The following is a 26,086-nucleotide window of genomic DNA, read 5'->3' on the forward strand; positions in this document are numbered from 1 at the left end:
GGAAGAGGTCGGGCGATGCCCACCGGCAAGGTCAAGTTCTACGACGAGGACAAGGGCTTCGGCTTCATCGCATCCGATGACGGCGAGGAGGTCTTCCTGCACGCCTCCGCGCTGCCCGCCGGCACCACCGTGCGATCGGGTTCGCGCCTCGAGTTCGGCGTCGCCCAGGGCAAGCGCGGCGCGCAGGCGCTCTCGGTGCGCGTGCTCGACACCCCCACGAGCCTCAGCAAGATCAACCGCCGCTCGGCCGACGACATGGCGGTGGTGATCGGCGACCTCGTCACGCTGCTCGACGGGATCGGCAACGGGCTCCGTCGCGGCAAGTACCCCGACCGCGCCCACGGTGCCAAGATCGCGGCCGTGCTGCGCAAGGTCGCGGACGACCTGGACTCGTGATCGACATCATGACGCGCGAGCAGCGGGACGAGCGGCTCGCGCGCGAGGCGCTGCTGGAGATCACGCCGGCGGCCACGGTCGGCGATGCGACCGGTCGGTCGCAGGCCGATGACGGCGTGGTGACGCTGACGTTCGCGGCGACGATGCTCGGCTACCCCGGATGGCACTGGACCGTCAGCCTTGCCGAGGTCGACGGCCTGGAGCCCACGGTGCTCGAGGTCGAGCTGCTGCCCGGCGACGGGGCGCTGCTCGCGCCGGAGTGGGTGCCGTGGTCGGCGCGGCTCGAGGAGTACCGCGCGGCGCAGACCGAGGGCGGCGAGACGGACGTGGCCGCGGCATCCGGTGACGACGCCGCAGACGATGACGACGTCGACGATGACGATGACGTCGACGACCTCGATGAGCTCGACGACCTGGGCGACGACCCCGACGACGGCATCGACTTCGAGAGCCACCTGGCCGACCCGGAGGTCGGCGAGGGCGACGCCGTCGAGCTCGAACTCGATCTCGGCGAGCCCGATCTAGGGCTGGCGGAGGTGGGTGACGATCAGCAGCACGACGCCGATCCCGAGCCCGACGAGGACGGTCCACAGCCACCACGCGCCGTGCGCCGCCAGCAGCGCCGGAAGAAACAGCAGTAGGCCGCCGAGCGCCAGGATCCAGACGACCATCCCGCTCAGCACGGCCTTGCGGTCGTCGGTGCGGACGGGTTCCGGCGTCGGCCGGCGATCCTCCGCGCGCACCCAGAGCCTCATGCGGTCGGCGCCTCGGCGTGCTCGAGCACGAAGTCGATGCAGCGGGTGAGGGCGCGCACGTCGTCCGGCTCGATGGCGGTGAAGGTCGCGATCCGCAGCTGATTGCGGCCGAGCTTGCGGTACGGCTCGGTGTCGACGACGCCGTTGGCGCGGAGGGTCTTCGCGACCGCCGCCGCGTCGATCGACTCGTCGAAGTCGATCGTGACGACCACCTGCGAACGGTGAGCCGGATCGGCGACGAACGGCGTGGCGGCAGGCGATGCCTCGGCCCAGTCGTAGAGGACGCCCGAGGACTCCTCGTGCGGGCGTCGGCCCAGGCCAGAGCGCCGTTCGCGGCGATCCAGTCGAGCTGGCCCTCCATCAGCAGCAGGGTCGCGATCGCCGGGGTGTTGAGCGTCTGGTTCAGGCGCGAGTTGTCGAGAGCGTTCTTGAGGCTCAGGAACTCGGGGATCCAGCGCCCGGATGCCGCGATCCGCTCGATCCGCTCGACCGCGGCCGGCGAGACCAGGGCGAACCACAGCCCGCCGTCGCTGGCGAAGTTCTTCTGCGGCGCGAAGTAGTAGACGTCGGCCTGGCTCGTGTCGATCGCGACGCCGCCCGCCGCGCTCGTCGCGTCGACCACGGTGAGCGCTCCCGGGTCGCCGTGCACCCGGCGCACCGGGGCCATGACGCCGGTCGAGGTCTCGTTGTGCGGCCACGCGTAGACGTCGATGCCCGGCAGCACCTCGACGTCCGCCCGTGACCCGGCGGGTGCCGTGACCACGTGCGGCGCCTCGAGATGCGGCGCGGCCGCTGCGGCGGCGAACTTCGATCCGAATTCACCGAAAGTCAGGTTCTCGCTGCGGTGCTCGATGAGCGAGAAGGCCGCGGCGTCCCAGAACGCGGTCGAGCCGCCGTCGCCCAGCACGACCTCGTATCCGTCCGGGAGGGCGTAGAGCTCGGCGAGGCGGGTGCGCACCCGGCCGACGAGATCCTTGACGGGGGCCTGGCGATGCGAGGTGCCGAGAAGGCCCGCGTGCGTCTGCAGGTGGGAGAGCTGCTCCGGCCGGATCTTGGAGGGGCCGCATCCGAATCGGCCGTCGGCGGGGAGGAGGTCTGCGGGGATCTCGAGCGCCACGTGTCGAGTCTAGAAGGCGATTAGGGTTGATCCGTCCGGGCTCCACCCTCGGGCGCCGGGAGCACGCATGACCGATCTCGTCGACACGACGGAGATGTACCTCCGCACGATCCTCGACCTCGAGGAGGAGGGCATCACCGCCCTGCGCGCGCGCATCTCGGAGCGCCTCGGTCACTCCGGCCCGACCGTCTCGCAGACGATCGCGCGCATGGAGCGCGACGGCCTCGTGCGGGTCGAGGGCGACCGTCACCTCGAGCTCACGCCCGAGGGCCGCACCCGCGCGCTGCACGTCATGCGCAAGCACCGGCTCGCGGAGCGGCTTCTCGCCGACGTCATCGGCCTGGACTGGGCTTATGTGCACGACGAGGCCTGCCGTTGGGAGCACGTGATGAGCGAGCAGGTGGAGCGCCGCCTGCTCGAGCTGCTCGATCACCCGACCGAGTCGCCCTACGGCAACCCGATCCCCGCCCTCGACGAGCTCGGGGATGCGCCCGCCGGCCGCTTCCTCGAGGGCGTCGTCAACATCGTCGACCGCACCGCGGGCAGCCCCGCGACGGTCACCGGCACGATCAAGCGTCTCGGCGAGCCGGTGCAGTTCGAGCCCGAGCTGCTGGCGCAGCTGCAATCGGCGGGAGTCGTGCCCGGTGCCACGGCGCAGGTCTCGGCCGCGGGCTCCTACGTGCTCGTGCAGGTGGAGGGCTTCGGCGACGGGCTGGAGCTGCCGTCCGAAGTCGCGCAGCACGTCTACATCGCGGCCTGAGCCCTCGCGGCACCACCCCAGATCTGGGGCCTCCATGGGCCCTCCACCCCTACATCTGGGATGAGATTCTCCTCATCCCGCCGCGTCGATGTGACAAGGGGTGGCACCTCCCTTAGGCTCGACGGGTCCTCTCGGCCACGCATGCCGGTCGGAGGCCGCACTGCAGGGCGTCTCGTTCACCCATCCTCTGCAGCGCGACGTGACATACGACAGGGATGGGGCCGGACCCGAGAGCGGCCGAGACGCGAGGAGACCTCCTTGCTTTCTGGAAACAGCGGCACCCGAGCCGCCGATTCGAACCCCACGACCGCCCTCGCCTCCCGTACCCCGGCATCCACCCGCACCCGGGTCCGTCCGGGATGGCTCAACCTGGCCGTCGTCGCGGTCGCCGTTCCGGCGATCTTCTGCACGGTCGCGCTGCCCGCGTACGCCGCGACGAAGCCCCCGGCGTCGTCCGCCGGTGCCGCCGCCTCCGCCCAGCTCGAGAAGCTCAAGGAGGCAGGCGCCCAGACGACCGTCGTCGATGCCGCGGCCCTGAGCGTCGGTGCGCGCGACGCCTATTCGGCCACCTCGGCGGCGGAGCTGCGTCGCGCCGAGCTGAAGGCGCAGATGGCCGCCCGCGCCCGCCTCTACAACGGGCCGTCCGTGAGCCAGCTGCTCGCGCACCCGCCGTACCCCGGCTTCAGCCTCGCCGCCGTCGCGGCGGTCGCCCAGAAGTATCAGGGCGTGCCCTATGTCTACGGCGGGGCCACGCCCGCCGGCTTCGACTGCTCCGGATTCGTGGAGTACGTCTACGCGCAGTTCGGTGTCGCACTCCCGCACTCGTCGCGCGCGCAGGGCGCCCTGCCGCGGATCGCGCCGAGCGCGGCCGTGCCTGGCGACATCGTCGTGTTCGACACCGGCAGCCACGTCGGCATCTATCTCGGCGGCAACATGATGATCCACGCCCCGTACCCGGGCCGCACGGTGTCGATCCAGGCGATCTACACGACGAACCACTACTTCGTCCGCGCCGGCATCTGAGCGCGACGGCGGAGCGCGCGCATGTCGTTCTCCCTCTGGTTAACAAGGAGCGGCTAGCCTGGTGACCTCGGCGACGAGGAAACCAGGAGAGCCCATGCGGTCCACGAGCAGCATCCGCACCACGGATGCCCGCGCGTGCTTCCGCATATGGCACAGCATCCAGCCGGTCGTGCACTGTCACGTCCGGAACAGGTAGGCGCTGTCGTTCGCGACGGCGCCTTTTCTGTGTGCTCCTCCCGGCATCCGGCGAGTCGGGGCATCGAATGCCCGCAAGCCGTGCGGGCGCTTTCGAGAGGAGCACCGCATGCGCACCCTGGTTCTCAATGCCGGCTACGAGCCGCTCGCCGTCGTGTCGTTCAAGCGAGCGCTGGTGCTCGTGCTCGAGGGCAAGGCGACGCTGCTGGCGCGCGACGAGGCCCATCCCGTGCTGAGCGCGGCGGGGGAGTGGGACCGGCCGTCGGTCATCCTGCTGCGGCGCTACGTGCGGGTGCCCACCGGACGGGCCGTTCCGGTGTCGCGGCGCGGGGTGCTGCGCCGCGACGGGCAGCGCTGTGCGTACTGCGCCGCCTCGGCATCCACGATCGATCACGTCATGCCGCGCTCCCGCGGCGGCGCCGACAGCTGGGAGAACCTCGTCGCGTGCTGCCTGCGCTGCAACAACGTCAAGGGCGACCGGACACCGCAGGAGATGGGGTGGACGCTGCGGCACCAGCCGCACGCCCCGTACGGCACCGCCTGGCTCGTGCGCGGGGTCGAGCGGTCGCTGCCGCAGTGGGAGGAATTCCTCGCTCCGGCGGCCTGACGAGACGAGCCTCGCTCGACTATGCATCCGCATGCGCCCGACGGGGCGACATCCCGTTATCTCAACGTGACAATCGCCTCCGCGTCGCGTAGCCTCGGTCGAGTCGCCAACCCGGAGGCTATGTTTTGACGGACCGTGAGACGCCAGATCCTTTGGCCTTTCTCTTCGGTGGATCGACGGACGAGAACTCGATGACGTCCGGCTCCACCGAGTCTGTGCACCCCTTCGCCGGTGCGGCCGCGAGCCCGGTGCCGGTCACCGAGCCCGCCGCTGCGGTGTACCGCTCGCGTCGCGAGATGCGTGCCGCCGGCGGCTACCTGCAGGCGGTGGCCCAGCCCACGCCCGCGACGGCTCCGGATGCGGTGGCCGCGTCGACCGCGTCCATCCCGGTGGTCGATGCGTTCGCGGCCCTCTTCGACGCCGCGCCCTCGTCCACCGAGGCCGCGTCCGCCGCGGTCGTCCCGGCAGTGATCGCGGTCCCCGCGGTGCCGGTGCCTCCCGCCGACTACGAAGCACCCGATTTCACGCTGCCGGCCGTCGAGGCGCCGACCTCGCGTCGTGCCCTGCGCGAGGCGCAGGCCTCCGTGAACGCGAACCGCGCGCCGCGCGATCGCCCCGCGCGCGCGAGCCGGCCCGAGAAGGCGCGGCTCGAGGCCGCCCCCGGTGGCCAGGGCAAGAAGCTGCGCGAGCGCCTGACAGCCGCCGGGGTCATGGTGCTCGTCGGCGGACTCTTCGCCGGTGTCGCGCTCCCGGCCTACGCCGACAGCGGATCGGGCGGCGTCGCCGTGGTCGCGCCGCATGCGCACGGTGCTCAGGCACTCGGTGTCAGCGGCACCTCGTTCGACAAGGCCAGCGCCGTGAAGCGCGACTCCTACAGCGCGACGAGCGCCGAGGATCTGCGCGCCCTCTACGCAAGCGCCCTTCGGCAGCAGAACCTCGGGGCGTTCCTCGCCTCCGGCTCCGCCTCCAAGGGCAACGACTACCCGTGGCCGTCGGAGCTCTCGCGCAACCAGGGCGGCGGCCTGTCGCCGCTCGGCTACTACTACCGCGAGTGCGTCGACTTCGTCGCATGGCGGCTCAACCGCGATGCCGGAGCCGGCGCCAACGGCCCGTGGGTGTGGACCTGGAGCCAGCTCACCCCGAGCGGCGGCAACGCCAGCCAGTGGAAGGCCGCGTGGCTGAATCACGGCTGGGCGACCGGCACGACCCCGCAGGTGGGCGCGGTGGCCTGGTTCCCCGGCCAGAATCACGTCGCGTACGTCTCCGGCATCCTGCAGAGCGGCGAGATCGTGATCGACGAGTACAACATGGGCGGTCGTCACGAGTACGACCAGCGCGTGATCAGCCCGTCGACCGTCGAGTTCCTCTACGCGCCTCCGCGGTAGTCCGGCGCGGCTCGGCCCGTGAGGTGACGCGGCGCGGGTGCGCACCGTAACCTGACCGCACGAACGCCACCTCGATCCCCGCGGCCACGACCGCGCCTCACGCCGGGCGCCGGCGACGTCGGGTCGCGCTGGCCGGCATCCGGATCGCGCTCGTGCCGGTCGCCGGTGTGCTCATCGCGACGGTCATCGTGCCGCAGTTCGGCGAGGCGGCGCGGGCGCTGCGCGCCGTCGGAACGGTGTCGCCGCCGCTCGTGACGGCGGGCGTCGTGCTCGAGCTGATCTCGCTCGCGGCGTTCGCGCTGCTGACCCGGCACGCGTTCCCGTTCGCGGTGCGGCCGCGATTCGGCACGGTGCTGCGGGCCGACCTGATCAGCGTCGGCATCGGCAACACCCTGCCGTTCGGTGCGGCGCCGGCGCTGGCCGCGCGGGTGCGGCTCTTCGTCCTCGCCGGAGCGCCGGCGGCGGCCGCGACGGGGGCGATCGTCGTCGAGGGCGTCGTCTCGAACCAGGCGCTGGCCGCGATCTTCGGCGCGGGGATGCTGGGCTCCTCCGGCCTGCTGTCGGGCCTGGACCGCGGAGCGGTCGCCGCGGGCGCGCCCCATGGCCTGACCTGGACGGTCGGCCTGATCGGCTGCGCCGCCCTGGTCGGCTGCGCGGTCGGCCTGATCGGTCTCACGTTGCTGCGCCGCCCGGCGCTCGTGCTGCTCGCCCGCATCACCCGCCCGCTCGGTGCGGCGCGGTCGGCAGCGGTCGTCGAGTTCGTCGACTCGACCCTGACGGTCATCGCCGCCGCTTCGGCCGACCGACGGCGGCTCGGTGCGGTCGCGCTGTGGGCGAGCGTGAACTGGCTCGCGGATGCCGCCGCGCTCGGCGTGCTGCTCGCCGCGTTCGGGGAGCGACTGCCGATCGCGTCGCTGTTCTTCGCCTATGGGCTCGCCGCCATCCTGAACGCCGTGCCGCTCACGCCCGGCGGCGTGGGCATCGTCGAGGGGGTGCTCGTGCCCGTGCTGGTCGGGCTCGGCGTACCCGGCGGTCGCGCGGTGCTCGCCGTCACGGCGTGGCGGCTCGTGCAGTTCTGGATGCCGATCCCGATCGCGGCGCTCGCCGCGGCCACGCTGCTGCGACGGCGCCGCCGGTAGACTCGACCGGCCCGCCTCTGTAGCTCAATGGAAGAGCAGTTCCGTCCTAAGGAAAGGGTTGGGGGTTCGAGTCCCTCCAGGGGCACAGCTCGTCCGGTCGGCATCCGCATCGCCTTCTCACGGGCCACGGATCCGCGGGTTCGCCAGCAGGGTACTTGAAGCCGGCGAGCCGTGATTCAGGCGCCACCGCGTTCGCGAACAGGCACCAGAACGCCCTCGTGATCGCCCCGTCAGGTCTCCCGGCCGCTGACCTCGGGGGCACGCAGCCGCACGACGCGCATCGCGATCGTGAACAAGCCCAGCAGGTACAGCACCCAGTACGCCAGCCGGAACGCGGACGTCGTCCCGTCGATCCGTCCCCCGATCTCGAGGACGACGAGCAACTGGGAGGCCGACAGGAGCGTGGCGCCGAGGCCGGCCCACAGATCCGCGACGAAGGCGGTCGTCGCCACGACGACCACGATCAGCAGGTAGGCGACGCCGAACGCCCGCAGCGCGGGAGCGAGGTCGGACCACGAGATCGCCAGGGCGGTCGCCGCAGCGGCGAGGATGAGCGCCCCCAGCCCGCGCGCCACCGTCGGCCGGTCTCGCGCATCGCGGCGATCGCACCCCACCGTGCGAGCACGACGATCAACAGTACACCGGCCGTCGCGTACGCCGCGACGCTCACGAACAGGGCGCCGGGACCCAGCCCGATCAGGCGGGGTTACCCAGCACGTCGCCCGCCCAGAACATCGCGAGGGCGAGGATCAGGAGCTTCGGCCCCCGCGCACGCCAGACCCACATCGCGAGCAGGGGTGCCACGAGCCAGGTCGAGACGACGGCGAACAGGGAGGGAGCCGGAAGACGATGAGGGCCAGTTGCGCGATCGCGGCCACGCCGAATGCGGCGAGCCACGGGCTCCGGGCCGACGACGTCACGCCGACGACGGTATTCGCCGCCCACGGCGCGATGCGTCATCCCCGAGGCTGATCACGTTGCAGGGTCGGTCGCTCTCCATGCCTCCTTATCGGACCGTCGAGTCGCACCGGGACGGCCCTGCTTGTGAGTCCGCTCGATACTCGACATCTCGTCGGATCCGGCGCGCACGATCGGCCTATGGCCGGTTTCATCCACGAAATGCGCACCAGCGGCAACGGTCTCCTCGTCCGCATCTCGATCATCGCCGCGATCGGCGGGTTGCTCTTCGGGTACGACACGGGGGTGATCTCCGGTGCGCTGCTGTACATCAAGGGCGACCTGCACGCGAACTCGTCGGCGCAGGAGTGGATCGTCTCGGTGCTGCTGCTCGGGGCGATCGTGGGCGCGGCGATCAGCGCGTTCTCGGCCGACATCTTCAGTCGCAAGTGGACGAAGGTCGTCTCCGGATGCGTCTACGTGATCGCCGCGCTCGGGTGCGCCTTCTCGGTGAGCGTCCCCATGCTCATCGGGTTCCGCTTCCTGCTGGGCATCTCGGTCGGCACCGCGTCGTTCGTGTCGCCGCTGTACATCTCGGAGGTCGCGCCGCCGAAGGCGCGCGGAGGCCTGGTGTCGTTCAACCAGCTCGCCGTGACCACCGGCATCCTGCTCTCCTACATCGTCAACTTCCTGTTCAAGGACGTGCCCGGCGACTGGCGGTGGATGCTCGGCATCGCCGCGCTCCCCGGTGCGGCCCTCGCGATCGGCATGCTCACGGTGCCGCACACCCCGCGCTGGCTCGTGCAGCACTCGCGCAAGGACGAGGCGAAGGGCGTGCTCGAACGGCTGCGCGACAGTGATCCGAAGGCCGACATCCCGGGCGAGCTGAAGGGCATCGAGGAGGAGAACAAGCGCGAGGGAGACAGCCGCATCCGCGACGTGTTCCGCAAGTCGCTCCGGCCGCTGGTGCTGGTCGGGCTCGCGCTCGCGTTCTTCCAGCAGTTCGTGGGGGTCAACACCGTGATCTACTACGCGCCGACGATCCTCACCGACACGGGGCTGACCAAGAGCTCGTCGGTGACGCAGACGGTGTTCGTCGGCGTCACGAACGTGGTCTTCACGATCGTCGCCGTGCTGCTGCTGGATCGCATCGGCCGGCGCAAGCTGCTGCTCATCGGCACGGTCGGCCTGACGATCGCCCTCGCCCTGCTCGGCGTGTACTTCACGTCGCCGTGGTTGCAGCACCATGCCGGCTTCCTCGCGCTCGGCGGCCTGCTGCTCTACATCGCCTCCTTCGCGATCGGGCTCGGCCCCGTGTTCTGGCTCATGATCTCGGAGATCTACCCGATCGGCGTGCGGAGCAAGTCGATGGCGGTCTCGACGATGGTCAACTGGGGCGCGAACTTCATCGTCGCCGGCACGTTCCTCACGCTCAGTTCGGCCATCACGCGGCAGGGCACGTTCTTCGTCTACACCGGGATCGCCGTCGTCGCGTTCCTCTTCTTCCTGTGGAAGGTGCCCGAGGCCCGCGGGCGCAGCCTGGAGCAGATCCAGCAGGATCTCGGGGTGTCGAAGACCTGATCCTCAGCCCGCGAGCGTGCCCTCCTCGGCGCTGACCAGCTCCGCGATCGGCGCGAAGAACGCCGCCACCTCCGGGGTGTCGCCGCCCCGCGCGCGCGACGCGGCGAAGTCGTCCGGGCTCGCCCAGAGCACGATGTCGAGCCACTCGTCATCGCCGATCCGCACGAGGTCGGCGCGCACGAATCCCGGCCGGTGCGCGGCGAACGATGCCAGCATGCCGGGGCGTGCGGCAAGCAGCTCGTCGGCGCGGTCGGGATGGGTCCGGAACCGGGTCAGCTCGACGGTCGTCATGCAGCAATCCTCGTGGATGATCGGGCTAGGTTGGGGCGGTGACCGATCAGCAGGGACAGGGGACCCCGGCTCCGGGGTGGTACGCGGATCCGACCGGCCAGGCGGGCGTCCGCTGGTGGGACGGGGCGCAGTGGACCTCGTACTCCGCGCCGCATCCGGGAGGTGCCGCAGCGACCGCCGCGCCACGGCCGGCACTGCCGTCGACGACGCCCGTGTACACGCCGTTCATCTGGCTGATCGTCTTCCTGCCGGTGCTGTCGAGCCTCACGCTGTTCCTGTACCGGCCGAGCTTCCGGCTGACGGAGATCGGCGGGGTTCAGACGGTGGACCCGGGTTCGATCTTCACGCCGGGCTACGTCGCCATCCTCCTCATCGGCATGCTCATCTACGCGCTGGCCATCGTGTTCGCGGCCCTCGACCACCGGGCCCTCGTGCGCGCGGGCGTCGTGCGTCCGTTCCATTGGGCGTTCGCGTTCCTCGGCGTCGTGTACACGATCGGGCGGTCGGTCGTCGTGCATCAGGTCGCGCGGCCGCGTGGTCTCGCGCCGATCTGGGTGACGATCGGCGTCATCGTGCTCAACATCGTCATCGGGGTCGTCTGGGGCATCGTGCTCACCGCTCAGCTCACGTCGCAGCTCACGAGCCTGCCGGGCCTCAGCACCTAGACCCGGGCCGTCGCACGTCGCACGGGTGCGGGGGTGACGTGACCGGTCACGTACCCGCTATCGTCGGGGAGTGGCCACCGGCATCCTGCAGCGCGCCGCTCGTCTCGCCGACGGGCGCGAGCTGATCTACTTCGACGACGCGGACACCGTTCTCGGCCCCGAGCGACGCATCGACGAGCGCCTGCTCGATCCGCGACCGGCGACCGCGACCATGCGGCAGGACGTGCTGACCGGCGACTGGATCTCGATCGCCGCCGCCCGGCAGAACCGCGTGGTCCTGCCGCCGGCGGAGGCCGATCCGCTCGCCCCGCAGACGCCCACCAATCCCAGCGAGATCCCCGATCGCTACGACGTCGCCGTGTTCGAGAACCGCTCGCCGTCGTTCGGCCCGGACCTCGGGGTCGCCGACCTCGCGGGCGTCGGCTTCGAGCGCACCGCACCCGCGTACGGACGCTGCGAGGTCGTGTGCTTCAGCCCCGAGACGACGGGGTCGTTCGCGACGCAGACCCCGAGTCGCGCGCGCACCGTCATCGAGGCGTGGGCCGAGCGCACGGCCGCGCTGTCGGCACTGGAGGGCGTCGAGCAGGTCTTCCCGTTCGAGAACCGCGGGGAGGCGATCGGCGTCACCCTGCACCATCCGCACGGGCAGATCTACGCCTATCCCTATGTCACCCCGCGCATGCAGCGCACGCTCGCGGCCGCCGCGGCGGCGGGCGGCGACCTGTTCGGCGGCGTGCTCGAGCACGAGCGCGCGGGGGAGCGGGTCGTGCTGGCGGGGAGCACTGGACCGCCTTCGTGCCCTTCGCCGCTCGCTGGCCCCTCGAGGTCCACCTGCTGCCGCATCGTCACGTGCCCGACTTCGCCGCGACCACCGACGACGAGCGCGACGAGCTCGCCCACCTGTACCTGCGCCTGCTGCGCGGCATCGACGCGCTCTACGACACCCCCACGCCGTACATCGCCGGCTGGCACCAGGCACCGGTGCATGACGGGAGGGACGCCATCCGGCTGCACCTCGAACTCACCTCGCCGCGCCGCGCCGCCGACAAGCTCAAGTACCTCGCCGGCTCCGAGTCGGCGATGGGCGCGTGGATCGGCGACGTCGTACCGGAGCGGCAGGCCGAGCTGATCCGGAAGGCGATCCAGACCGTATGAGCGACATGCGCGACGACGTGCGGGAGCTGTTCCGCGCCCTGACCGGCCGCGAGGTCGACGGCCTCTGGTCGGCGCCGGGGCGGGTCAACCTGATCGGCGAGCACACCGACTACAACGGCGGCTTCGTGCTGCCGTTCGCGATCGACCGGCGCACCGTGGCCGCGGTCGGCGTGCGCGACGACGACCGCATCCGGGTGGCGAGCACCTTCGCGCCCGACGAGCCGTGGATCGAGTCGTCGCTCCCGGACCTGGATGCCGTGCGAGCGGCCGGCGACGAGGGCGACTGGGCGCGGTATCCGCTCGGGATCGCGTGGGCGCTCGGCCAGGACGTCGCCGGGCCGCGGGGCGCCGACCTCCGGGCGGTCCCCGGCGTGGACATCCTCATCGACTCGACCGTGCCGAGCGGTGCGGGACTCTCCTCGTCGGCCGCCATCGAGTGCGCCGTCGCGGTCGCGCTGAACGACCTGTGGCGGCTGGGGCTCGATCGGCCGGCGCTCGCGAAGGCCGGGCAGCGCTCGGAGAACGACTTCGTCGGCGCGCCCACCGGCATCCTGGACCAGTCGGCGTCGATGCTCGGCCGGCGCGACCACGCGGTGTTCCTCGACTGCCGCTCGCTGCAGGTGGAGATCGTGCCGCTCGGGTTCGAGCAGGCGGGCCTCAGCGTGCTCGTGATCGACACCGGGCAGGCGCACGAGCACGCGAACGGCGACTACCGCGACCGGCGCGAGGCCTGCGAACGGGGCGCGCGCGAGCTGGGCGTCGTGGCCCTGCGCGACGTCGGCGTCGGCGACCTCGACCGCGCGCGATCGGTGCTCGACGACGTGACGTTCCGCCGGGTGCGGCACGTCGTCACCGAGGACGCCCGGGTGCTCGAGACGGTGCGGCTGCTGCGCGAGGAGGGTCCGCGCTCGATCGGGGCGGCCCTCGACGCCTCCCACGCGTCGATGCGCGACGACTTCGAGATCACGACGCCGCAGCTCGACCTCGCGGTCGAGACGGCCCGCGACGCGGGGGCCCTCGGTGCCCGGATGACGGGCGGCGGCTTCGGCGGATCCGCGATCGCGCTCGTGCCCGACGAACTGCTCTCCCAGGTGCGGGTCGCCGTCGACGGCGCGTTCGCCGAGCACGGCTACGGCCAGCCGGACGCCTTCGTGGTGCGCCCCTCCGACGGCGCGACCCGCGAGCCCGACGCCTGACGGCCGCGCGTCCGCCGGCCGCGCCCTCGCCCCGACCGACTTCCGAAATGCAGGAGATCGGCGCTCTTCGGTGCCCGCGGCATCCGGGGTCACGGCGCACCCGCGCGCGGCTCCTGCATTTCGGAACACAACCGATCGCGCGGGGACCGATCGCAGGCCGTGGCGTTCGCGCGGAACGTCAGCCGGTGACCCGGGCGAGGAACGCCAGGGTGTCGTCGAGCGAGGTCTGCGCCTCGGGGAGTCGAGCTGGAACTGGTACTCGTGCGGCAGCGCCGGGGTGTGCGACGCGGGGTAGAACCGGGTCGTCACGTCGACGCCCGCCCGCTGCAGCGTCTGCGACATCGGGATCGACTCGATCCAGGTGAGCCCGTCGCCGTTGCCGCCCGAGATGTACGTCGCCGGGAAGTCGGAGGTGACGAAGTCGATGGTCGACATCGTCGTGCCCTCGTAGCTCGACGACCAGCTCTTAGTGCCGGTGTACGCCCAGAGCGCCACTTTGAAGCCCCAGGCGGCGATGCCATCGAGGTCCGCCATCCGGCGCAGGTCGTAGACGCCGCACTGCAGCACCGTGCCGACGAGCTGATGGGGCTGCAGCGCCGGCGTGATGCCGAGCAGGTGCGCGTAGTCGGGATTGGTGGTGAGCACGTCGAGCTGGCTGGCGAGCTGCGCGCCCGCCGAGTCGCCCGCGAGCACGATGCGGTCGGGATCGACGCGCAGCTCGGCCGCGTGCCGCTGGATGTAGGCCAGGGCGTCGTTGAGCTGGCCGACCGCGGTCGGGTAGACGGCCTCCGGCGCGATCGTGTAGTTGAGGCCGATGGTCGTGTAGCCGTGCGCCGCCAGGATGCGCAGGTACGGGTCGACGTTCTCCTTCGCCCCGGAGATCCACGCGCCGCCGTGAACCCAGACGACGGTCGGCAGCGCGCCGCCCCCGCCCTGGGGGCTGAACGCGTCGAGCGTCGTGTTGCCGCCGGCCGACCCGTCGCCGTACTGCACGTCGAGCGTGGCCGTGACCGGGGTGGACGACTGGTGCCGGTTGAGTTCGGCGACGGTGGCATCCGCGCCCTTCTCGAAGACGGATCGGATGAGCAGGGCCGACGGCCACGGCGTGGACGTGGTCACGATCGAAACGATCGCCGCGACCGCGGCGACTCCCCGAGCGTCCAGCCCAGCCGCCGCAGCCCGCGGTGGCGAGTGGTCATGCGCCGACTGTATCGGCTGGGTACTGCTCGGGCGTTTTGTTGTCGCCCACCCCAAATACCTAGAGTCAGGATATGCAGACACGGAACATCGGTCAGGTCGCCGTCGGCGCGATCGGCCTCGGCGGCATGCCGATGTCGATCGAGGGACGCCCCGACGAGACGCGGTCCATCGAGACGATTCACGCGGCCCTCGACGCGGGCGTGACCCTCATCGACACGGCGGACGCCTACACGCTCGCCGGCGACGAGCAGGGACACAACGAGGAGCTCATCGCGAAGGCGCTGCGCGAGTATGGCGGCGACACCTCGGGGGTGCTCGTCGCCACGAAGGGCGGCCACCTTCGGCCCGAGCCCGGACCGTGGGCGAAGAACGGCGACCCCGACTACCTGAAGCAGGCCGCGAAGGCCTCGGCGAAGCGGCTCGGCGTCGAGGCGATCGGGCTGTACCAGTTCCACCGGCCCGACGAGACCGTGCCGTATGCCGACTCGGTCGGGGCGCTCGCCGACCTGCTCGATGAGGGCGTCATCCGGATGGCCGGCATCTCGAACGCCGACCCGCAGCAGATCCGCCTCGCGCAGGAGGTGCTCGGCGGCCGCCTCGTCTCGGTGCAGAACCAGTTCTCGCCGAAGTTCCGCTCGAGCCTGCCCGAGCTCGAACTGTGCGCCGAGCTCGGCATCGCATTCCTGCCGTGGAGCCCGCTCGGCGGCATCGCCCGCGCAGCGGACCTCGGCGGCAGCGGCGCGGCGTTCGAGAAGGTCGCCGAGGCGCGCGGGGTGAGCCCGCAGCGCGTCGCGCTCGCCTGGGAGCTCGCGCTCGCGCCCGTCGTCATCCCGATCCCGGGTGCGTCGCGGCCCGCCTCGATCCAGGATTCCGTGCAGGCGGCCGAGCTCGAGCTCACCGCCGAGGAGATGAAGGAGCTGTCCGCATGAGCGAGCCGAGGAGGGCGCGGCTCGGCCGCACCGACATGGAGATCACGCGCGTCGGCTTCGGCGCGTGGGCGATCGGGGGCGGCGGCTGGGCCAACGCCTGGGGCGCGCAGGACGACGACGAGTCGGTCGCCGCCATCCGGCATGCGGTCGAGCGCGGCGTCAACTGGATCGACACGGCTGCGATCTACGGGCACGGCCACTCCGAGGATATGACCGCCCGGGCGCTCAAGGACATCCCGGAGGCCGACCGTCCGCTGGTCTTCACCAAGGGCGGCCTCGGCTGGAACGACGAGGACCACATGGAGGCGTCGAGGCGCCGAGGGGATCCGGCGTCGATCCGGCAGGACGTGGAGGACTCGCTGCGCCGGCTCGGGGTCGAGCGCATCGACCTGTTCCAGATGCACTGGCCCGCCGACGACGGCTCGGAGGTCGAGGACTACTGGAACATGTTCGCGCAGCTGAAGGAGGCGGGCAAGCTCCGGGCGATCGGGCTGTCGAACCACGGCATCCCGGCCCTCGAGCGCGCCGAGGCGATCGCGCACGTCGACAGCCTGCAGCCCCCGTTCTCGGCGATCCGCCCCGACGCCGCGACGGACGGCCTGCTCGACTGGTGCGCCGACCACGAGACCGGCGTCATCGTCTACAGCCCGATGGGCTCCGGCCTCCTGACCGGCGCGATGACCGCCGAGCGGGTCGCGGCGATGCCCGACGACGACTGGCGCCGGCGCAGCCCGGAGTTCACCACCCACCTCGATCGCAACCTCGCGACGGGCGCGGCCCTCGCACGGGTCGCCGAGCGACACGGCGTCTCGCAGGCGTCGGCGGCGGTCGCGTGGACGCTCGGCTTCCGTGGCGTGACCGCGGCGATCGTCGGGGCGCGCACGCCCGCGCAGATCGACGGCTGGATCGACGGCGGCTCGGTGGAGCTCACGGCGGAGGACTACGCGGACGTCGGCTCCGCGATCCCGCGCGCCTGAATCCATCTGACGCGAATGCCCCGTGTCTCGGCGTCAGATGCGGCATTCGCGTCAGATGCATATGCAGCACCGCGTAGCGTCGAGGACATGGATCTCCAGCTCACCGGCAAGCGCGCGCTCATCTCGGGCGGCGGCAAGGGCATCGGGCTCGCGGTGGCGCGCGCCCTCGTCGCCGAGGGGTCGCGGTCGCGCTCTCCGCGCGCGGGGAGGGCGTCACCGAGGTCGCGGCCGCGCTCGCAGCCGAGACCGGCGGCCGCGTCATCGGCGTGCGCGCCGACACCCACGACGACGCCTCGGTGCGGGCCGCCGTCGCCGAGGTGGTGGCGCAGCTCGGCGGGGTCGACATCCTGGTCAACACCGCCGCCGCGCCCTGGAAGCCGGGCCAGCGCACCTCCACCATCGAGGTGACCGACGAGCAGATGCGCGAGCACTTCGAGGTCAAGGCCCTCGGCTACCTCCGGATGGCCCGGGCGGCCGCCCCGCACATGATCGACGCCGGCTGGGGCCGCATCATCAACGTCAGCGGACTCGGCGCGCGGCACGCCGGTTCGGCCGTGCAGACCGTGCGCAACGTCGCCGTCTCGGCCATCACCAAGAACCTCGCCGACGATCTGGGGCAGCACGGCATCAACGTGACCGTCGTGCACCCCGGGATGACCCGCACCGACGCCGTCGCCGACCTCGTGGCGGAGCGGGCACGGGCCGAGGGCCTGAGCGACGACGAGATGGGTGCGCGCATGGCGCACAACAGCATCCACCGCCTCGTCGACGCGAGCGAGGTGGCCGATGTCATCGCGTTCCTCGCCTCGCCGCGCAGCATCGCCATCACGGGAGACGCGATCGCCGCCGGCGGCGGGGATCCCGGGGTCGTCGCGTACTGAGCGGCATCGCGCGAAACCCCGGCCCGCTCCCCGGAAATACGGGGCGACCGCCCTATCGTGGCGGTGTGTGGCCGGCCAATCGACGGGATGAGATCGACATGACCGATGTCGACGCGCCCGACCCGGACGCGACAGGCACTCTCGATGGCGTCGACCGCATCGACGAGATCGACGGGATGCGCGTCGAGGTCCGCGGCAGACCGAGCCCGACGCGCCTGCGCGGCACGGCGGAGCTGGAGTCCTCGCGCGCGGCCTGGCGCGCCGAGCTCGAGCGGGTCGGCGGCACCTCGCCGCTGCTGCACCTGGTCGACGACCCCGCCGCGCGCATCGAGCTCTCGACGACGCACCCCGGCGGCCTCGCCCGATTCATCACGGGTCAGGCGACGCTGCTGTCGCAGCTGATCCGCGACGAGATCGCCCTGCGCGCCGCCCGCATCGCGGCCGACCGGATCGCCGCCAAGAATCTGGAGCTCGCCAGCACCCGCGGCATCGATGCCGTGCAGCTCGGCATCGGGATCGCCGAGTGGGAGCACGAGGGCGAGGACTTCACGGCTCCCGTCCTGCTGCGCCCGCTCGCCATCCGGCGCCTCGGCCGCGACTTCGAGATCCGGCTCCGCGGGCCGGCGGCCCTCAACCCGGCTCTCGCGGCCGCCCTGCAGAAGCAGTTCGGCATCACCCTCGACCCGGCCGCCTTCGTCGCGCTCACCGACGCCGACGGCGCGTTCAAGCCGAACGCCGTCATCGACCAGCTCCGCGCGCTCACCGGGCACCTGGCCGGCTTCGCGGTGGCGCCGCGCCTCGTCGTGGCGCCGTTCGCCGAGGTCGCGCCGCGCCTCGTCGCCGACGCCGCGCCGCTGGATCACCCGCTGCTCGACGCGCTCGCGGGCAGCGGCTCGGCCGGCTGGGCCACTCAGCAGGCGTACTCGGCGGTCGAGCCGGTCGATCCCGACCACCGCGACCCCTCGACCGACCGGCTGCTGCTCGACGCCGACGCCGAGCAGGAGAACGTCGTCGCCCAGATCGCGGCCGGCAACTCGCTCGTCGTCAAGACCATGCCCGGCACCGGCGCCACGCAGACCGTCGTCAACGCGCTCGGCGCCCTCGTGAGCCAGAACAAGCGCGTGCTCGTCGTCGGACCGCGCCGGGCGAGCCTGCGCGGCATCGCGCAGCGCTTCGCCGACATCGGGCTCGGCTCCCTCGCCGTGACGCCCGCCGGCCTGCGCAAGGACCTCGTGCGCGCCATCTCGCGCCACGAGCGTGCCGCCCTCCCGCAGCTCGGCGACGTCGACGACGCGCTCGTGCGCCTGCGCGGTGTGCTGCTGGACTACCGCGCCGCGCTCTCCCGCGCCGACGACGTGCTCGGGATCTCGGTGTTCGACTGCGTCACCGAGCTCTCACGGCTCGCGCTGCTGCCGACCCCGCCCTCGACGAGCGCGCGGCTGGACCGGGCGACCGTCGAGCGCATCGCCGGCGACCGCGGAGATATCGCGCGCACGATGATCGAGGCGGCCCAGCTCGGCCAGTTCCGCTACGGGCCGGGCGACTCGCCCTGGTACGGCGCGCAGTTCGCGAGCGGCGAGGCCGCCCATCAGGCCCACGCCCTCGCTCAGCGGCTCTCGGGCACGGAGCTGCCGCGCCTGCTCGCCCGCGCCCAGGAACTGATCGGGTCGACCCGGATGCGGCCCTTCGAGACGGTCGCGGAGCTGGGCGTCTACCTGCGCCTGCTCACCGACATCCGCGACACCCTGGATCGCTTCCTGCCCTCCGTGTTCGACCGCTCGGTGAGCGAGCTCATCGTCGCCACCGGCGCGAAGCGCGAGCACCCGGAGATGTCGTCGGGCGACCGCCGGCGGCTGCGCAAGCTCGCCCGCGAGTACGTGCGGCCGGGCATGCACGTGGGCGACCTGCACGAGGCGCTCACGCGCGTGCAGCAGCAGCGCATCCTGTGGCAGCGCTTCGTCGCCGCCGGCGTCGTGCCCGAGGTGCCGACCGGGATCTCGGATGTCGCGGTCGCCTGGCAGCAGGTCGCGGCCGATCTCGCGACCCTCGACGCGCCGCTACGGCACACCGCCCGCGACCAGCAGCTCGAGAATCTGCCGCTGCCGCGCCTCGGCGCCCTGCTGGCCTCGCTGGCGGAGCCGAGCGACGTGCTGCAGAACCTGCAGGAGCGCAGCGCGCTGCTCGACAAGCTCCGCGACCTCGACCCGCTGCTCACCGATCTCGCCGCGCGCCACGTGCCCGAGCACCAGGTCGCGGCCGAGCTCGAGCTCGCCTGGTGGCGTTCCGCGCTCGACGCCCTGCTCGCGGCCGACCGGGCTCTGCTCGGGGCCAAGGCCGATGTGCTCGAGCGGCTGGAGGCCGACTTCCGTCTGGTCGACGAGGCGCATGCCGCCGGCAGCGCCCAGCAGCTCGCGTGGCAGCTCGCCGAGAACTGGAAGATCGGCCTCGTCGACTGGCCCGACGAGGCGACCGCGCTGCGGGAGCTGCTCAAGACCGATCGGGCGAGCGCGGCCACGCTGCAGCACCTCGCGCCGCACCTCGCGCGCACCGTCGCCCCCGTCTGGCTCGCCTCGCCGTACGAGCTGGACCGCATCTCCGACACGATGACGTTCGACACAGTCGTGATCCTCGATGCGGGGGCGACCACGATCTCCGAGAACGTGGGCGCCATCCGGCGGGCCCGCCAGGTGGTCGCGTTCGGCGATCCGGTGACGCAGACGCCGTCCGCGTTCGCGCTGCGGCTCGGAACCGCCCAGGAACTGCCGGTCGAGCTCGATGCGCGAACGCTGGATGAGCTGCACGGCCGCTCGGCGCTGGCGCAGCTGGCCGGCATCCTGCCCACCCTCTCGCTCACCCGCAGCTACCGGGCGGGCGGGGAGGACCTCGCCGAGCTCGTCAACCGCCGCTTCTACGGCGGCCGCATCGACTCGCTGCCCTGGGCCGGGTCCTTCCTCGGCCACGGCAGCCTCGTGCTCGACTACGTCGAGAACGGCACCGGCATGCCCGACCCCTCCGGCGGAGTGGAGAGCGTCGACGCCGAGGTGGATCGCGTGCTCACCCTCGTCGAGGAGCATGCGGCCGCGCGCCCGCACGAGACGCTCATGGTGGTGACGGCCAGCGAGAAGCACGCCGTTCGGGTGCTGCAGGCGGTGCTCGCGTCGATGGCGGGCAGGCCGGAGCTGACCGACTTCGTGCTGCGCGACGGTGCCGAGCCGTTCACGGTGCTGCCGATCGATCGCGCCGCCGCCGAGAGCCGCGACCGGGTGATCTTCTCGCTCGGCTACGGCCGCACCCCGCACGGCCGCGTCCTCAGCGACTTCGGCGCGCTGGGTCGCCCGGGCGGGGAGCGCCTGCTCGCCGTCGCGATGACCCGGGCCCGGCGCTCGATGGTGATCGTCACCTGCTTCCGGCCCGCCGATGTCGAGGACGGCCGCATCCGGCACGGCGCGGTCGCGCTCGCGGAGATCCTCGACGAGGTCGCGGCGCGCCGCGCGGAGCCGCCGCTGCCCGATGACTCCGACCCGATGCTCGTCGACCTGGCCCGCCGTCTCGAGGCGCGGGGCCTGCGCACCGCGCTCGGCCACCGCGGCAAGCTCGGCCTCGTCGCCGCGAACGGCGGCATGTGCTTCGTCGTCGAGACCGATCAGGCCCTGTTCGGCCGGTCGCTGCGCGAGTCGATCCGGTTGCGTCCCGAGGTGCTGCGCCGGCTCGGATGGCACTATGCGCGCGTGCACGCGTTCGAGCTGTTCGCCGACCCGGATGCCGTGGCCGACCGGATCGCGACGGCCGCCGGGCTCGCGGGCGGCCTCCTGACGCAGGAGATCCCGGTCGTCACGACCCGTGGCTGAGGACCGCGCGGCGGAACCGGACCCGCCGCACTCCGCACGCCTGCCGCGTCGCCGCTCGCGGCGGGCGACGACGCCCCCGCCTCCCGGGTCGGATCCCGCGCCCGCGCGCGAACCGGAGCGTCACGACGAGGGCGAGAACGACGAGCGCATGCGGCAGGACAAGCCCCCGCACTACTGAGCGGGTGTGCCCGGGTCGCGTTCCTTCAGGAGGTCGCGGATCTGCACCAGCAGCTCGGTCTCGGTGAGCGCCGGGGTGGCCGGCGCCTCCTCCGCGGGCTTCTTGCGCAGCTGGACCTTCTTGAGATAGTTCATCGGCACGATCAGGCCGAAGTAGACGGCCGCCGCGATCAGGACGAACTGGATGATCGCCGAGATGACGGCGCCCCAGGCGAGCACGACGGCCTCGTGCCCGGGCGACGCGGCGCGCAGCACGATGCCCGCCTTGGCCACATCGCTCGAGTCGAAGATGAGCGAGATGAGCGGGTTGAAGATACCGGTGACGAGACCGGTGACGATCGCAGTGAACGCGGCGCCGATGACGACCGCGACCGCGAGATCGATGACATTGCCGCGGAGGACAAACTCACGGAATCCCTTGAGCATGATCACTTCCTAACTGGACGAACCGGATCCTGATCCCGATGCCGTGGAGGTGCTGCTGCTGGAACTGCTGGTGCCGGAGGAACCGGAGGAACTGCCGCCACTGCCGCCCGACGCGCTCCCGGACGTGGCCGCGGCGGTGCCCTCGCTCTTCTTCGCGCCGTCCTTCTTCGACCCGTCAACGGGCTTCGCGCGGCTGTCGGTGCGATAGAACCCGGAGCCGTTGAACGTCACGCCGACGCTGCCGTACTGCTTGCGCAGCCGGCCGCCGCAGTTCGGGCACTCGGTGAGCGCATCGTCGGTGAAGGCCTGCTGGATGTCGAAGGCGGTGCCGCACTCGGTGCAGCGGTAGGAGTAGGTGGGCATGTCCCTCAGGGGCGAGAGGTGTCGAGGTCGATGACGCCGCCGGGGGTCACGACGCCGTTCACCGGCATGTCGTGGCGCTCCCGTGGAACGGAGTCGACCAGCTCGTCGTCGAAGATCACAGCATAGACGGGCGGGCAGCGGTCCATGGAGCCGAGCGTCTTGTCGAAGTACCCGCGCCCCCACCCGATCCGCATGCCGCCGCGGTCGACGCTCGCCGCGGGCACCACGATGAGGTCGGCGTCGTTGATCGCGATCGGGCCGAGCAGCTCGGTCATGGGGGTCGGCATCCCGACCACGTCCTCCACCTCGTCGTCGCCGTCGTAGGGCGCCCAGTCGAGCAGGCCGTCCTCGCGCGAGACCGGCAGCAGCACCCGGATGCCGCGCTCGTGCGCCCAGTGCACGAACTCGCGCGTGGGCGGCTCGTCGGGCAGCGAGAGGTACGCGGCCACGGTGGTGGCACCCAGCCGCTCGGTGAGCTCCTCGAGCCGCTGCGTGATCGCCTCGGCGTCGTGATCGCGACGGGTCGAGGTGCGGGTCCTGCGACGTTCGCGGACCTCCGCGCGCAGCGCACGCTTCTGCGAATCGACCTCATCGGTCACACCCGCAGTCTAGGGGCCGGGGTGGAACGGATACTCTGCTGGGATGGCGACCCCGATCACCAAGGCCGTGATCCCCGTGGCGGGACTCGGCACGCGATTCCTCCCGGCGACGAAGGCGATGCCGAAGGAGATGCTGCCGGTGGTCGACAAGCCGGCCATCCAGTACGTCGTCGAGGAAGCGGTCGCGGCCGGGCTCTCGGATGTGCTGATGATCACCGGCCGCAACAAGACGGCGCTCGAGAACCACTTCGACAAGGTCGGCGAGCTCGAGCAGGCGCTGCTCAGCAAGGGCGATGCCGAGAAGCTCGAGAAGGTCAAGTTCTCGACCGACCTCGCCGACGTGCACTACGTGCGCCAGGGCGATCCGATGGGGCTCGGTCACGCGGTGCTCCGGTCCAAGATGCACGTCGGGCGGGAGCCGTTCGCCGTGCTGCTCGGCGACGACATCATCGACGAGCGCGATGTGCTGCTGAAGCGCATGCTCAAGGTGCAGCAGAAGCGCAACACGACGGTGGTCGCCCTGCTCGAGGTGGATCCGTCGCAGACCCACCTCTACGGCATCGCGACGGTCGAACCCACCGGCGATGACGACGTCGTGCGCGTCACCGGCATGGTCGAGAAGCCCGCGCCGGGCGACGCCCTCGAACCTCGCCGTGATCGGGCGCTACGTGCTGCGGCCGGAGATCTTCGAGATCCTCGAGTCGACGCCCCCGGCAAGGGCGGCGAGATCCAGCTCACCGATGCGCTGCAGGCGCTCGCCACCGGGCCGGAGTGGGCCGGCGGGGTGCACGGCGTCATCTTCCGCGGACGCCGCTACGACACGGGCGACCGGCTCGACTACCTCAAGGCGATCGTGCAGCTCGCCGTCGACCGCGTCGACCTCGGCCCCGAGTTCCGGCCGTGGCTCGTCGAGTTCGCGGCGGAGCTCGACGACCGGTCGTGACCGCACCGACCTTGCAGGACGGGCCGGTGACCATCCGACCCGTCGCGATGCGGGATGCCCGCGCCCTCGACCGCGAGCTGGCCGCCAACCGCTCCTGGCTGCGCACGTGGGAGGCGACCAACCCGCACGGGCCCATCAGCTTCGACACCCGTGCCAGCATCCGCTCGCTGCTCGCGAGCGCGCGCGCCGGCACGGGGGTGCCCTTCATCATCGAGTACGAGGGCGAGTTCGCGGGCCAGCTCAACGTCTCGGGGATCTCGTACGGGTCGCTGTCGTCGGCATCCACCGGCTACTGGATCGCGGAGCGCTTCGCGGGCAAGAACATCATGCCGACCGCCGTCGCCCTCGCGACCGACCACTGCATGTTCGGCATGGGCCTGCACCGCATGGAGATCTGCATCCGCCCGGAGAACGGTCCCTCGCTGCGCGTCGTCGAGAAGCTCGGGTTCCGCTACGAGGGATTGCGGCGGCGCTTCATCCACATCAACGGCGACTGGCGCGACCACTTCTGCTTCGCCCTCACGGTCGAGGAGCTGCCGGTGGGCGTGCTGCGGCGGTGGAAGGACGGACGGGTGCCCGCGGGGGTGGGCTCGGTGCCGGATGCCGATCGGCGCGCGGCGACGGTTCCGCTGCGGTTGGGGTAGGGGCGTAGGGGTAGCTCGGGTGCGATTCCGAGGCCCGGGACGGGCCTCGGCGCTGGCGTCGCGGCGAAGGCCGGAAATGGCCTTCGCTTTCAGCTCCAGCGCGCGCGCCTACCTTCGATCCGAGGTTGAAGTTCTTACCCTCGCGATATGGAAGCCACGGGAATCGGCACGGCGATCATGCTCGCCCTCGCCGCCGGCCTGTGGTTCCTCTACCTGGTGCCGACCTGGCTGCGGCGCCGCGAGTACCTCGCGACCGAGCGCACCGCGACCCGGCTGCAGCAGACCCTGCGGGTGATGGCCGAGACCGCCGAGGTCCCCGAGCCGGTGCGGGTCGAGGCGACCGTGCGGGAGGCGGCCAAGCAGGAGCGCGTGCTCCAGGCGCAGGAGCGCGCCGAGCGCCGACGGCTCGCCGAGCAGCTGCGCCGCGACGAGGTCGCCGAGCGCGCTCTCGACCGCTCCGACCTGCGGACCGCGCGCGTGGCATCCGGCCCCGAGTTGCGTCGCCGGCGCATGCGACGCACACGGGTGCTGGCCTCCATGCTCATGGTCGCGGCGACCGTCGTAGGCGCCGCGCAGGTCGTGCTGATCGCGACGACGGGCGCCGTGACCGGATCGTGGGTCGTGCTCGTCGCCGCGGCGGCGGGCGCGTGCGCGGCGGTCGGGGTGCAACGGCGCCTGGATGCCCTCACCGCGCCGCGCGCGACGGGTCGTCCGGCGTCGCCGGCGGCGTCGGTTCCCGCCGAAGCGCCCGCCGCCGCCGCGGACGCTCCCCGGGCATGGACCCCGGTGCCGCTCCCGCGCCCGCGCTACCTCGAGCACCCCGTCGCGTCGCCGACGGCCCCGCGCATCGATGCCGCCGCCCTGCTGCGCGCCGCGGCCGCGGAGGCCGAGCGCGCCCGCCGCGCCGCCCACGACGAGCCGGAGGTCGTGCCGTTCCGCCCGCGGGCGACACCGGCGTCCGCGGCGACGTCCACCGTGTCGGCCGGCGGCGCGCGGCCCGGCGCGTCGTCGCGCTTCGCCCGCATGGGCCTGCTCGACCCCGCCGACACCGCCGCGACCGACCTCGACGAGGTGCTGCGCCGACGCCGCTGGGCGGGCTGACCGCGGGCGCGATGCCCCCGGGCGACCTGCTAATCTTGCTGAGTTGTCCGGACAGCCGGGCGGCATCCGGGCCCTTGGCGCAGTTGGTAGCGCGTCTCGTTCGCAATGAGAAGGTCAGGGGTTCGAATCCCCTAGGGTCCACCAGATGAACACCGCCGCCGCGGTCGCGGCCGGGCTCGCCGGACTGGGGCTCGGCGCATCGCTGATTATCGCCATCGGCGCGCAGAACGCGTTCGTGCTGCGGCAGGGCGTGCGCCGCGAGCACATCGGCATCGTCATCGCGATCTGCATCGCATCGGACGTGGTGCTCATCGGGCTCGGCGTCGCCGGGGCGGGCGCGCTGTTCACCGCCGTGCCGTGGCTCGTCGAGGTCGCTCGCTGGGCCGGGGCCGCGTTCCTCCTGTTCTACGCCGTGCTCGCGGCCCGCCGCGCGATCCGGCCGGCGGTGCTGTCCGTGGACCGGTCGGCCCGCCCGGCCGCGACCGCGCGCGGCGTCGCGCTCACCTGCCTGGCCCTCACCTGGCTCAACCCGCACGTCTATCTGGACACCCTCGTGCTGCTCGGATCGGTCGCGAGCACCCACGGTGAGCTGCGCTGGGCGTTCGGGGCCGGGGCCGCCGTGGCGAGCGCGATCTGGTTCACGCTGCTCGGCCTCGGAGCGCGGGCTCTGGCCCCGCTGTTCGCGAGGCCCCTCGCGTGGCGGGTGCTCGACGTCGTCATCGCGGCGGTCATGGTCGTGGTGGCGCTCACGCTCCTCCTGCCCGTCTTCTCGTGAGCCCGCCGCGACTTCGGCGCGTGTGTGCCGTTCCGGCGCCGACGCGGATAAGGTCTCGCTA

Annotated in this window: 22 protein-coding genes, 2 tRNA genes and 5 pseudogenes; 22 read left to right on the forward strand and 7 right to left on the reverse strand. The window is 72.1% G+C overall.

Annotated features, from left to right (window positions below; all coding sequences use genetic code 11):
- Positions 1-15 precede the first annotated feature (15 nt).
- Entirely contained in the window at positions 16-396 is a 381-nt protein-coding gene (locus tag QQK35_RS13305; protein ID WP_284254592.1) for a cold-shock protein, read from the forward strand.
- A gap of 8 nt (positions 397-404) precedes the next feature.
- Entirely contained in the window at positions 405-1,037 is a 633-nt protein-coding gene (locus QQK35_RS13310) for a DUF3027 domain-containing protein (protein WP_284254594.1), read from the forward strand.
- 110 nt (positions 1,038-1,147) lie between these two features.
- Here the strand turns inward: QQK35_RS13310 and serC are convergent.
- Positions 1,148-2,268 (reverse strand): annotated as a pseudogene (gene serC / locus QQK35_RS13315) (phosphoserine transaminase).
- Between the two features lie 67 nt (positions 2,269-2,335).
- Between serC and QQK35_RS13320 the strand changes: the two are divergent.
- From QQK35_RS13320 to QQK35_RS13345, 6 genes are all read left to right on the forward strand, one after another.
- A complete protein-coding gene (locus tag QQK35_RS13320; protein ID WP_284254595.1) occupies positions 2,336-3,028 on the forward strand; it encodes an iron-dependent transcriptional repressor DtxR in 693 nt (230 codons plus the stop codon).
- Positions 3,029-3,286: 258 nt separating this feature from the next.
- Entirely contained in the window at positions 3,287-4,051 is a 765-nt protein-coding gene (locus tag QQK35_RS13325; protein ID WP_284254596.1) for a C40 family peptidase, read from the forward strand.
- Between the two features lie 304 nt (positions 4,052-4,355).
- A complete protein-coding gene (locus QQK35_RS13330) occupies positions 4,356-4,853 on the forward strand; it encodes an HNH endonuclease (RefSeq protein WP_284254597.1) in 498 nt (165 codons plus the stop codon).
- Between the two features lie 191 nt (positions 4,854-5,044).
- Positions 5,045-6,238, forward strand: coding sequence for a CHAP domain-containing protein (locus QQK35_RS13335; protein ID WP_284254598.1), 1,194 nt, complete (start codon positions 5,045-5,047; stop codon positions 6,236-6,238).
- Positions 6,239-6,390: 152 nt separating this feature from the next.
- Positions 6,391-7,377: a lysylphosphatidylglycerol synthase transmembrane domain-containing protein gene (locus QQK35_RS13340; RefSeq protein ID WP_284254599.1), complete on the forward strand. Its 987-nt coding sequence runs from the start codon at positions 6,391-6,393 to the stop codon at positions 7,375-7,377.
- Positions 7,378-7,390: 13 nt separating this feature from the next.
- A tRNA-Arg gene (locus QQK35_RS13345) sits at positions 7,391-7,462 on the forward strand.
- Between the two features lie 145 nt (positions 7,463-7,607).
- Here the strand turns inward: QQK35_RS13345 and QQK35_RS13350 are convergent.
- Entirely contained in the window at positions 7,608-7,952 is a 345-nt protein-coding gene (locus QQK35_RS13350) for a hypothetical protein (RefSeq protein WP_284254600.1), read from the reverse strand.
- Positions 7,953-8,475: 523 nt separating this feature from the next.
- Between QQK35_RS13350 and QQK35_RS13355 the strand changes: the two genes are divergently transcribed.
- Positions 8,476-9,855, forward strand: a complete 1,380-nt coding sequence (locus tag QQK35_RS13355; protein WP_284254601.1) for a sugar porter family MFS transporter — start codon at positions 8,476-8,478, stop codon at positions 9,853-9,855.
- A gap of 3 nt (positions 9,856-9,858) precedes the next feature.
- Here the strand turns inward: QQK35_RS13355 and QQK35_RS13360 are convergent, their stop codons facing one another.
- Complete coding sequence (locus QQK35_RS13360; RefSeq protein ID WP_284254602.1) at positions 9,859-10,146, reverse strand: antibiotic biosynthesis monooxygenase; 288 nt, start codon at positions 10,144-10,146, stop codon at positions 9,859-9,861.
- A gap of 38 nt (positions 10,147-10,184) precedes the next feature.
- On the opposite strand from QQK35_RS13360, the gene QQK35_RS13365 reads away from it, so the two are divergent.
- The 3 genes and pseudogenes from QQK35_RS13365 (at position 10,185) to galK (ending at position 13,162) form a co-directional block, all read left to right on the forward strand.
- Positions 10,185-10,811, forward strand: a complete 627-nt coding sequence (locus QQK35_RS13365; protein ID WP_284254603.1) for a DUF2510 domain-containing protein — start codon at positions 10,185-10,187, stop codon at positions 10,809-10,811.
- Between the two features lie 70 nt (positions 10,812-10,881).
- Positions 10,882-11,966 (forward strand): annotated as a pseudogene (gene galT, locus QQK35_RS13370) (galactose-1-phosphate uridylyltransferase).
- On the forward strand, positions 11,963-13,162 hold the full coding sequence (galK, locus tag QQK35_RS13375) for a galactokinase (protein WP_284254604.1): 1,200 nt from the start codon (positions 11,963-11,965) through the stop codon (positions 13,160-13,162). Before galT ends, galK begins: the two are co-directional and overlap by 4 nt.
- 345 nt (positions 13,163-13,507) lie before the next feature.
- On the opposite strand, the pseudogene QQK35_RS13380 reads toward galK, so the two are convergent.
- A pseudogene (locus QQK35_RS13380) lies at positions 13,508-14,443 on the reverse strand (alpha/beta hydrolase); the annotation flags it as partial.
- On the opposite strand from QQK35_RS13380, the gene QQK35_RS13385 reads away from it, so the two are divergent.
- The 5 genes and pseudogenes from QQK35_RS13385 to QQK35_RS13405 all read left to right on the forward strand — a co-directional run bounded on the left by QQK35_RS13385 (position 14,434) and on the right by QQK35_RS13405 (position 21,175).
- The gene (locus QQK35_RS13385; protein WP_284254605.1) at positions 14,434-15,291 is read left to right on the forward strand and encodes an aldo/keto reductase; all 858 of its coding nucleotides are present in this window, start codon (positions 14,434-14,436) and stop codon (positions 15,289-15,291) included. The pseudogene QQK35_RS13380 and the gene QQK35_RS13385 sit on opposite strands and share 10 nt — an antisense overlap.
- Positions 15,288-16,268 carry an aldo/keto reductase gene (locus QQK35_RS13390; RefSeq protein ID WP_284254606.1) on the forward strand — a complete coding sequence of 327 codons (981 nt, stop codon included), beginning with the start codon at positions 15,288-15,290 and terminating at the stop codon, positions 16,266-16,268. Before QQK35_RS13385 ends, QQK35_RS13390 begins: the two co-directional genes overlap by 4 nt.
- A 182-nt stretch (positions 16,269-16,450) precedes the next feature.
- Positions 16,451-17,149: pseudogene (locus tag QQK35_RS13395) on the forward strand (SDR family oxidoreductase); the annotation flags it as partial.
- A gap of 98 nt (positions 17,150-17,247) precedes the next feature.
- Entirely contained in the window at positions 17,248-20,997 is a 3,750-nt protein-coding gene (locus QQK35_RS13400; protein ID WP_284254607.1) for an AAA family ATPase, read from the forward strand.
- On the forward strand, positions 20,990-21,175 hold the full coding sequence (locus QQK35_RS13405; RefSeq protein ID WP_284254608.1) for a hypothetical protein: 186 nt from the start codon (positions 20,990-20,992) through the stop codon (positions 21,173-21,175). Before QQK35_RS13400 ends, QQK35_RS13405 begins: the two co-directional genes overlap by 8 nt.
- On the opposite strand, the gene mscL is transcribed toward QQK35_RS13405, so the two are convergent.
- From mscL to QQK35_RS13420, 3 genes are read right to left on the reverse strand one after another with little or no spacing between them, the layout of a single operon-like run.
- Entirely contained in the window at positions 21,169-21,600 is a 432-nt protein-coding gene (gene mscL, locus QQK35_RS13410; protein ID WP_284254609.1) for a large conductance mechanosensitive channel protein MscL, read from the reverse strand. The two genes, QQK35_RS13405 and mscL, sit on opposite strands and share 7 nt — an antisense overlap.
- Before the next feature lie 9 nt (positions 21,601-21,609).
- Positions 21,610-21,963 carry an FmdB family zinc ribbon protein gene (locus QQK35_RS13415; protein ID WP_284254610.1) on the reverse strand — a complete coding sequence of 118 codons (354 nt, stop codon included), beginning with the start codon at positions 21,961-21,963 and terminating at the stop codon, positions 21,610-21,612.
- 5 nt (positions 21,964-21,968) lie between these two features.
- On the reverse strand, positions 21,969-22,562 hold the full coding sequence (locus QQK35_RS13420) for a 5-formyltetrahydrofolate cyclo-ligase (protein ID WP_284254611.1): 594 nt from the start codon (positions 22,560-22,562) through the stop codon (positions 21,969-21,971).
- 43 nt (positions 22,563-22,605) lie between these two features.
- Between QQK35_RS13420 and galU the strand changes: the two are divergent.
- From galU to QQK35_RS13445, 5 genes and pseudogenes are all read left to right on the forward strand, one after another.
- Positions 22,606-23,505, forward strand: a pseudogene (gene galU / locus QQK35_RS13425) (UTP--glucose-1-phosphate uridylyltransferase GalU).
- Between the two features lie 26 nt (positions 23,506-23,531).
- On the forward strand, positions 23,532-24,149 hold the full coding sequence (locus QQK35_RS13430; RefSeq protein ID WP_284254612.1) for a GNAT family N-acetyltransferase: 618 nt from the start codon (positions 23,532-23,534) through the stop codon (positions 24,147-24,149).
- A 147-nt stretch (positions 24,150-24,296) separates the two neighbouring features.
- Entirely contained in the window at positions 24,297-25,250 is a 954-nt protein-coding gene (locus QQK35_RS13435; protein ID WP_284254613.1) for a hypothetical protein, read from the forward strand.
- 68 nt (positions 25,251-25,318) lie between these two features.
- Positions 25,319-25,394, forward strand: a tRNA-Ala gene (locus QQK35_RS13440).
- Position 25,395: 1 nt separating this feature from the next.
- Entirely contained in the window at positions 25,396-26,025 is a 630-nt protein-coding gene (locus QQK35_RS13445; protein ID WP_284254614.1) for a LysE/ArgO family amino acid transporter, read from the forward strand.
- Positions 26,026-26,086 lie beyond the last annotated feature (61 nt).

This window comes from Pseudolysinimonas kribbensis, assembly GCF_030161895.1.
GTDB lineage: Bacteria > Actinomycetota > Actinomycetes > Actinomycetales > Microbacteriaceae > Pseudolysinimonas > Pseudolysinimonas kribbensis.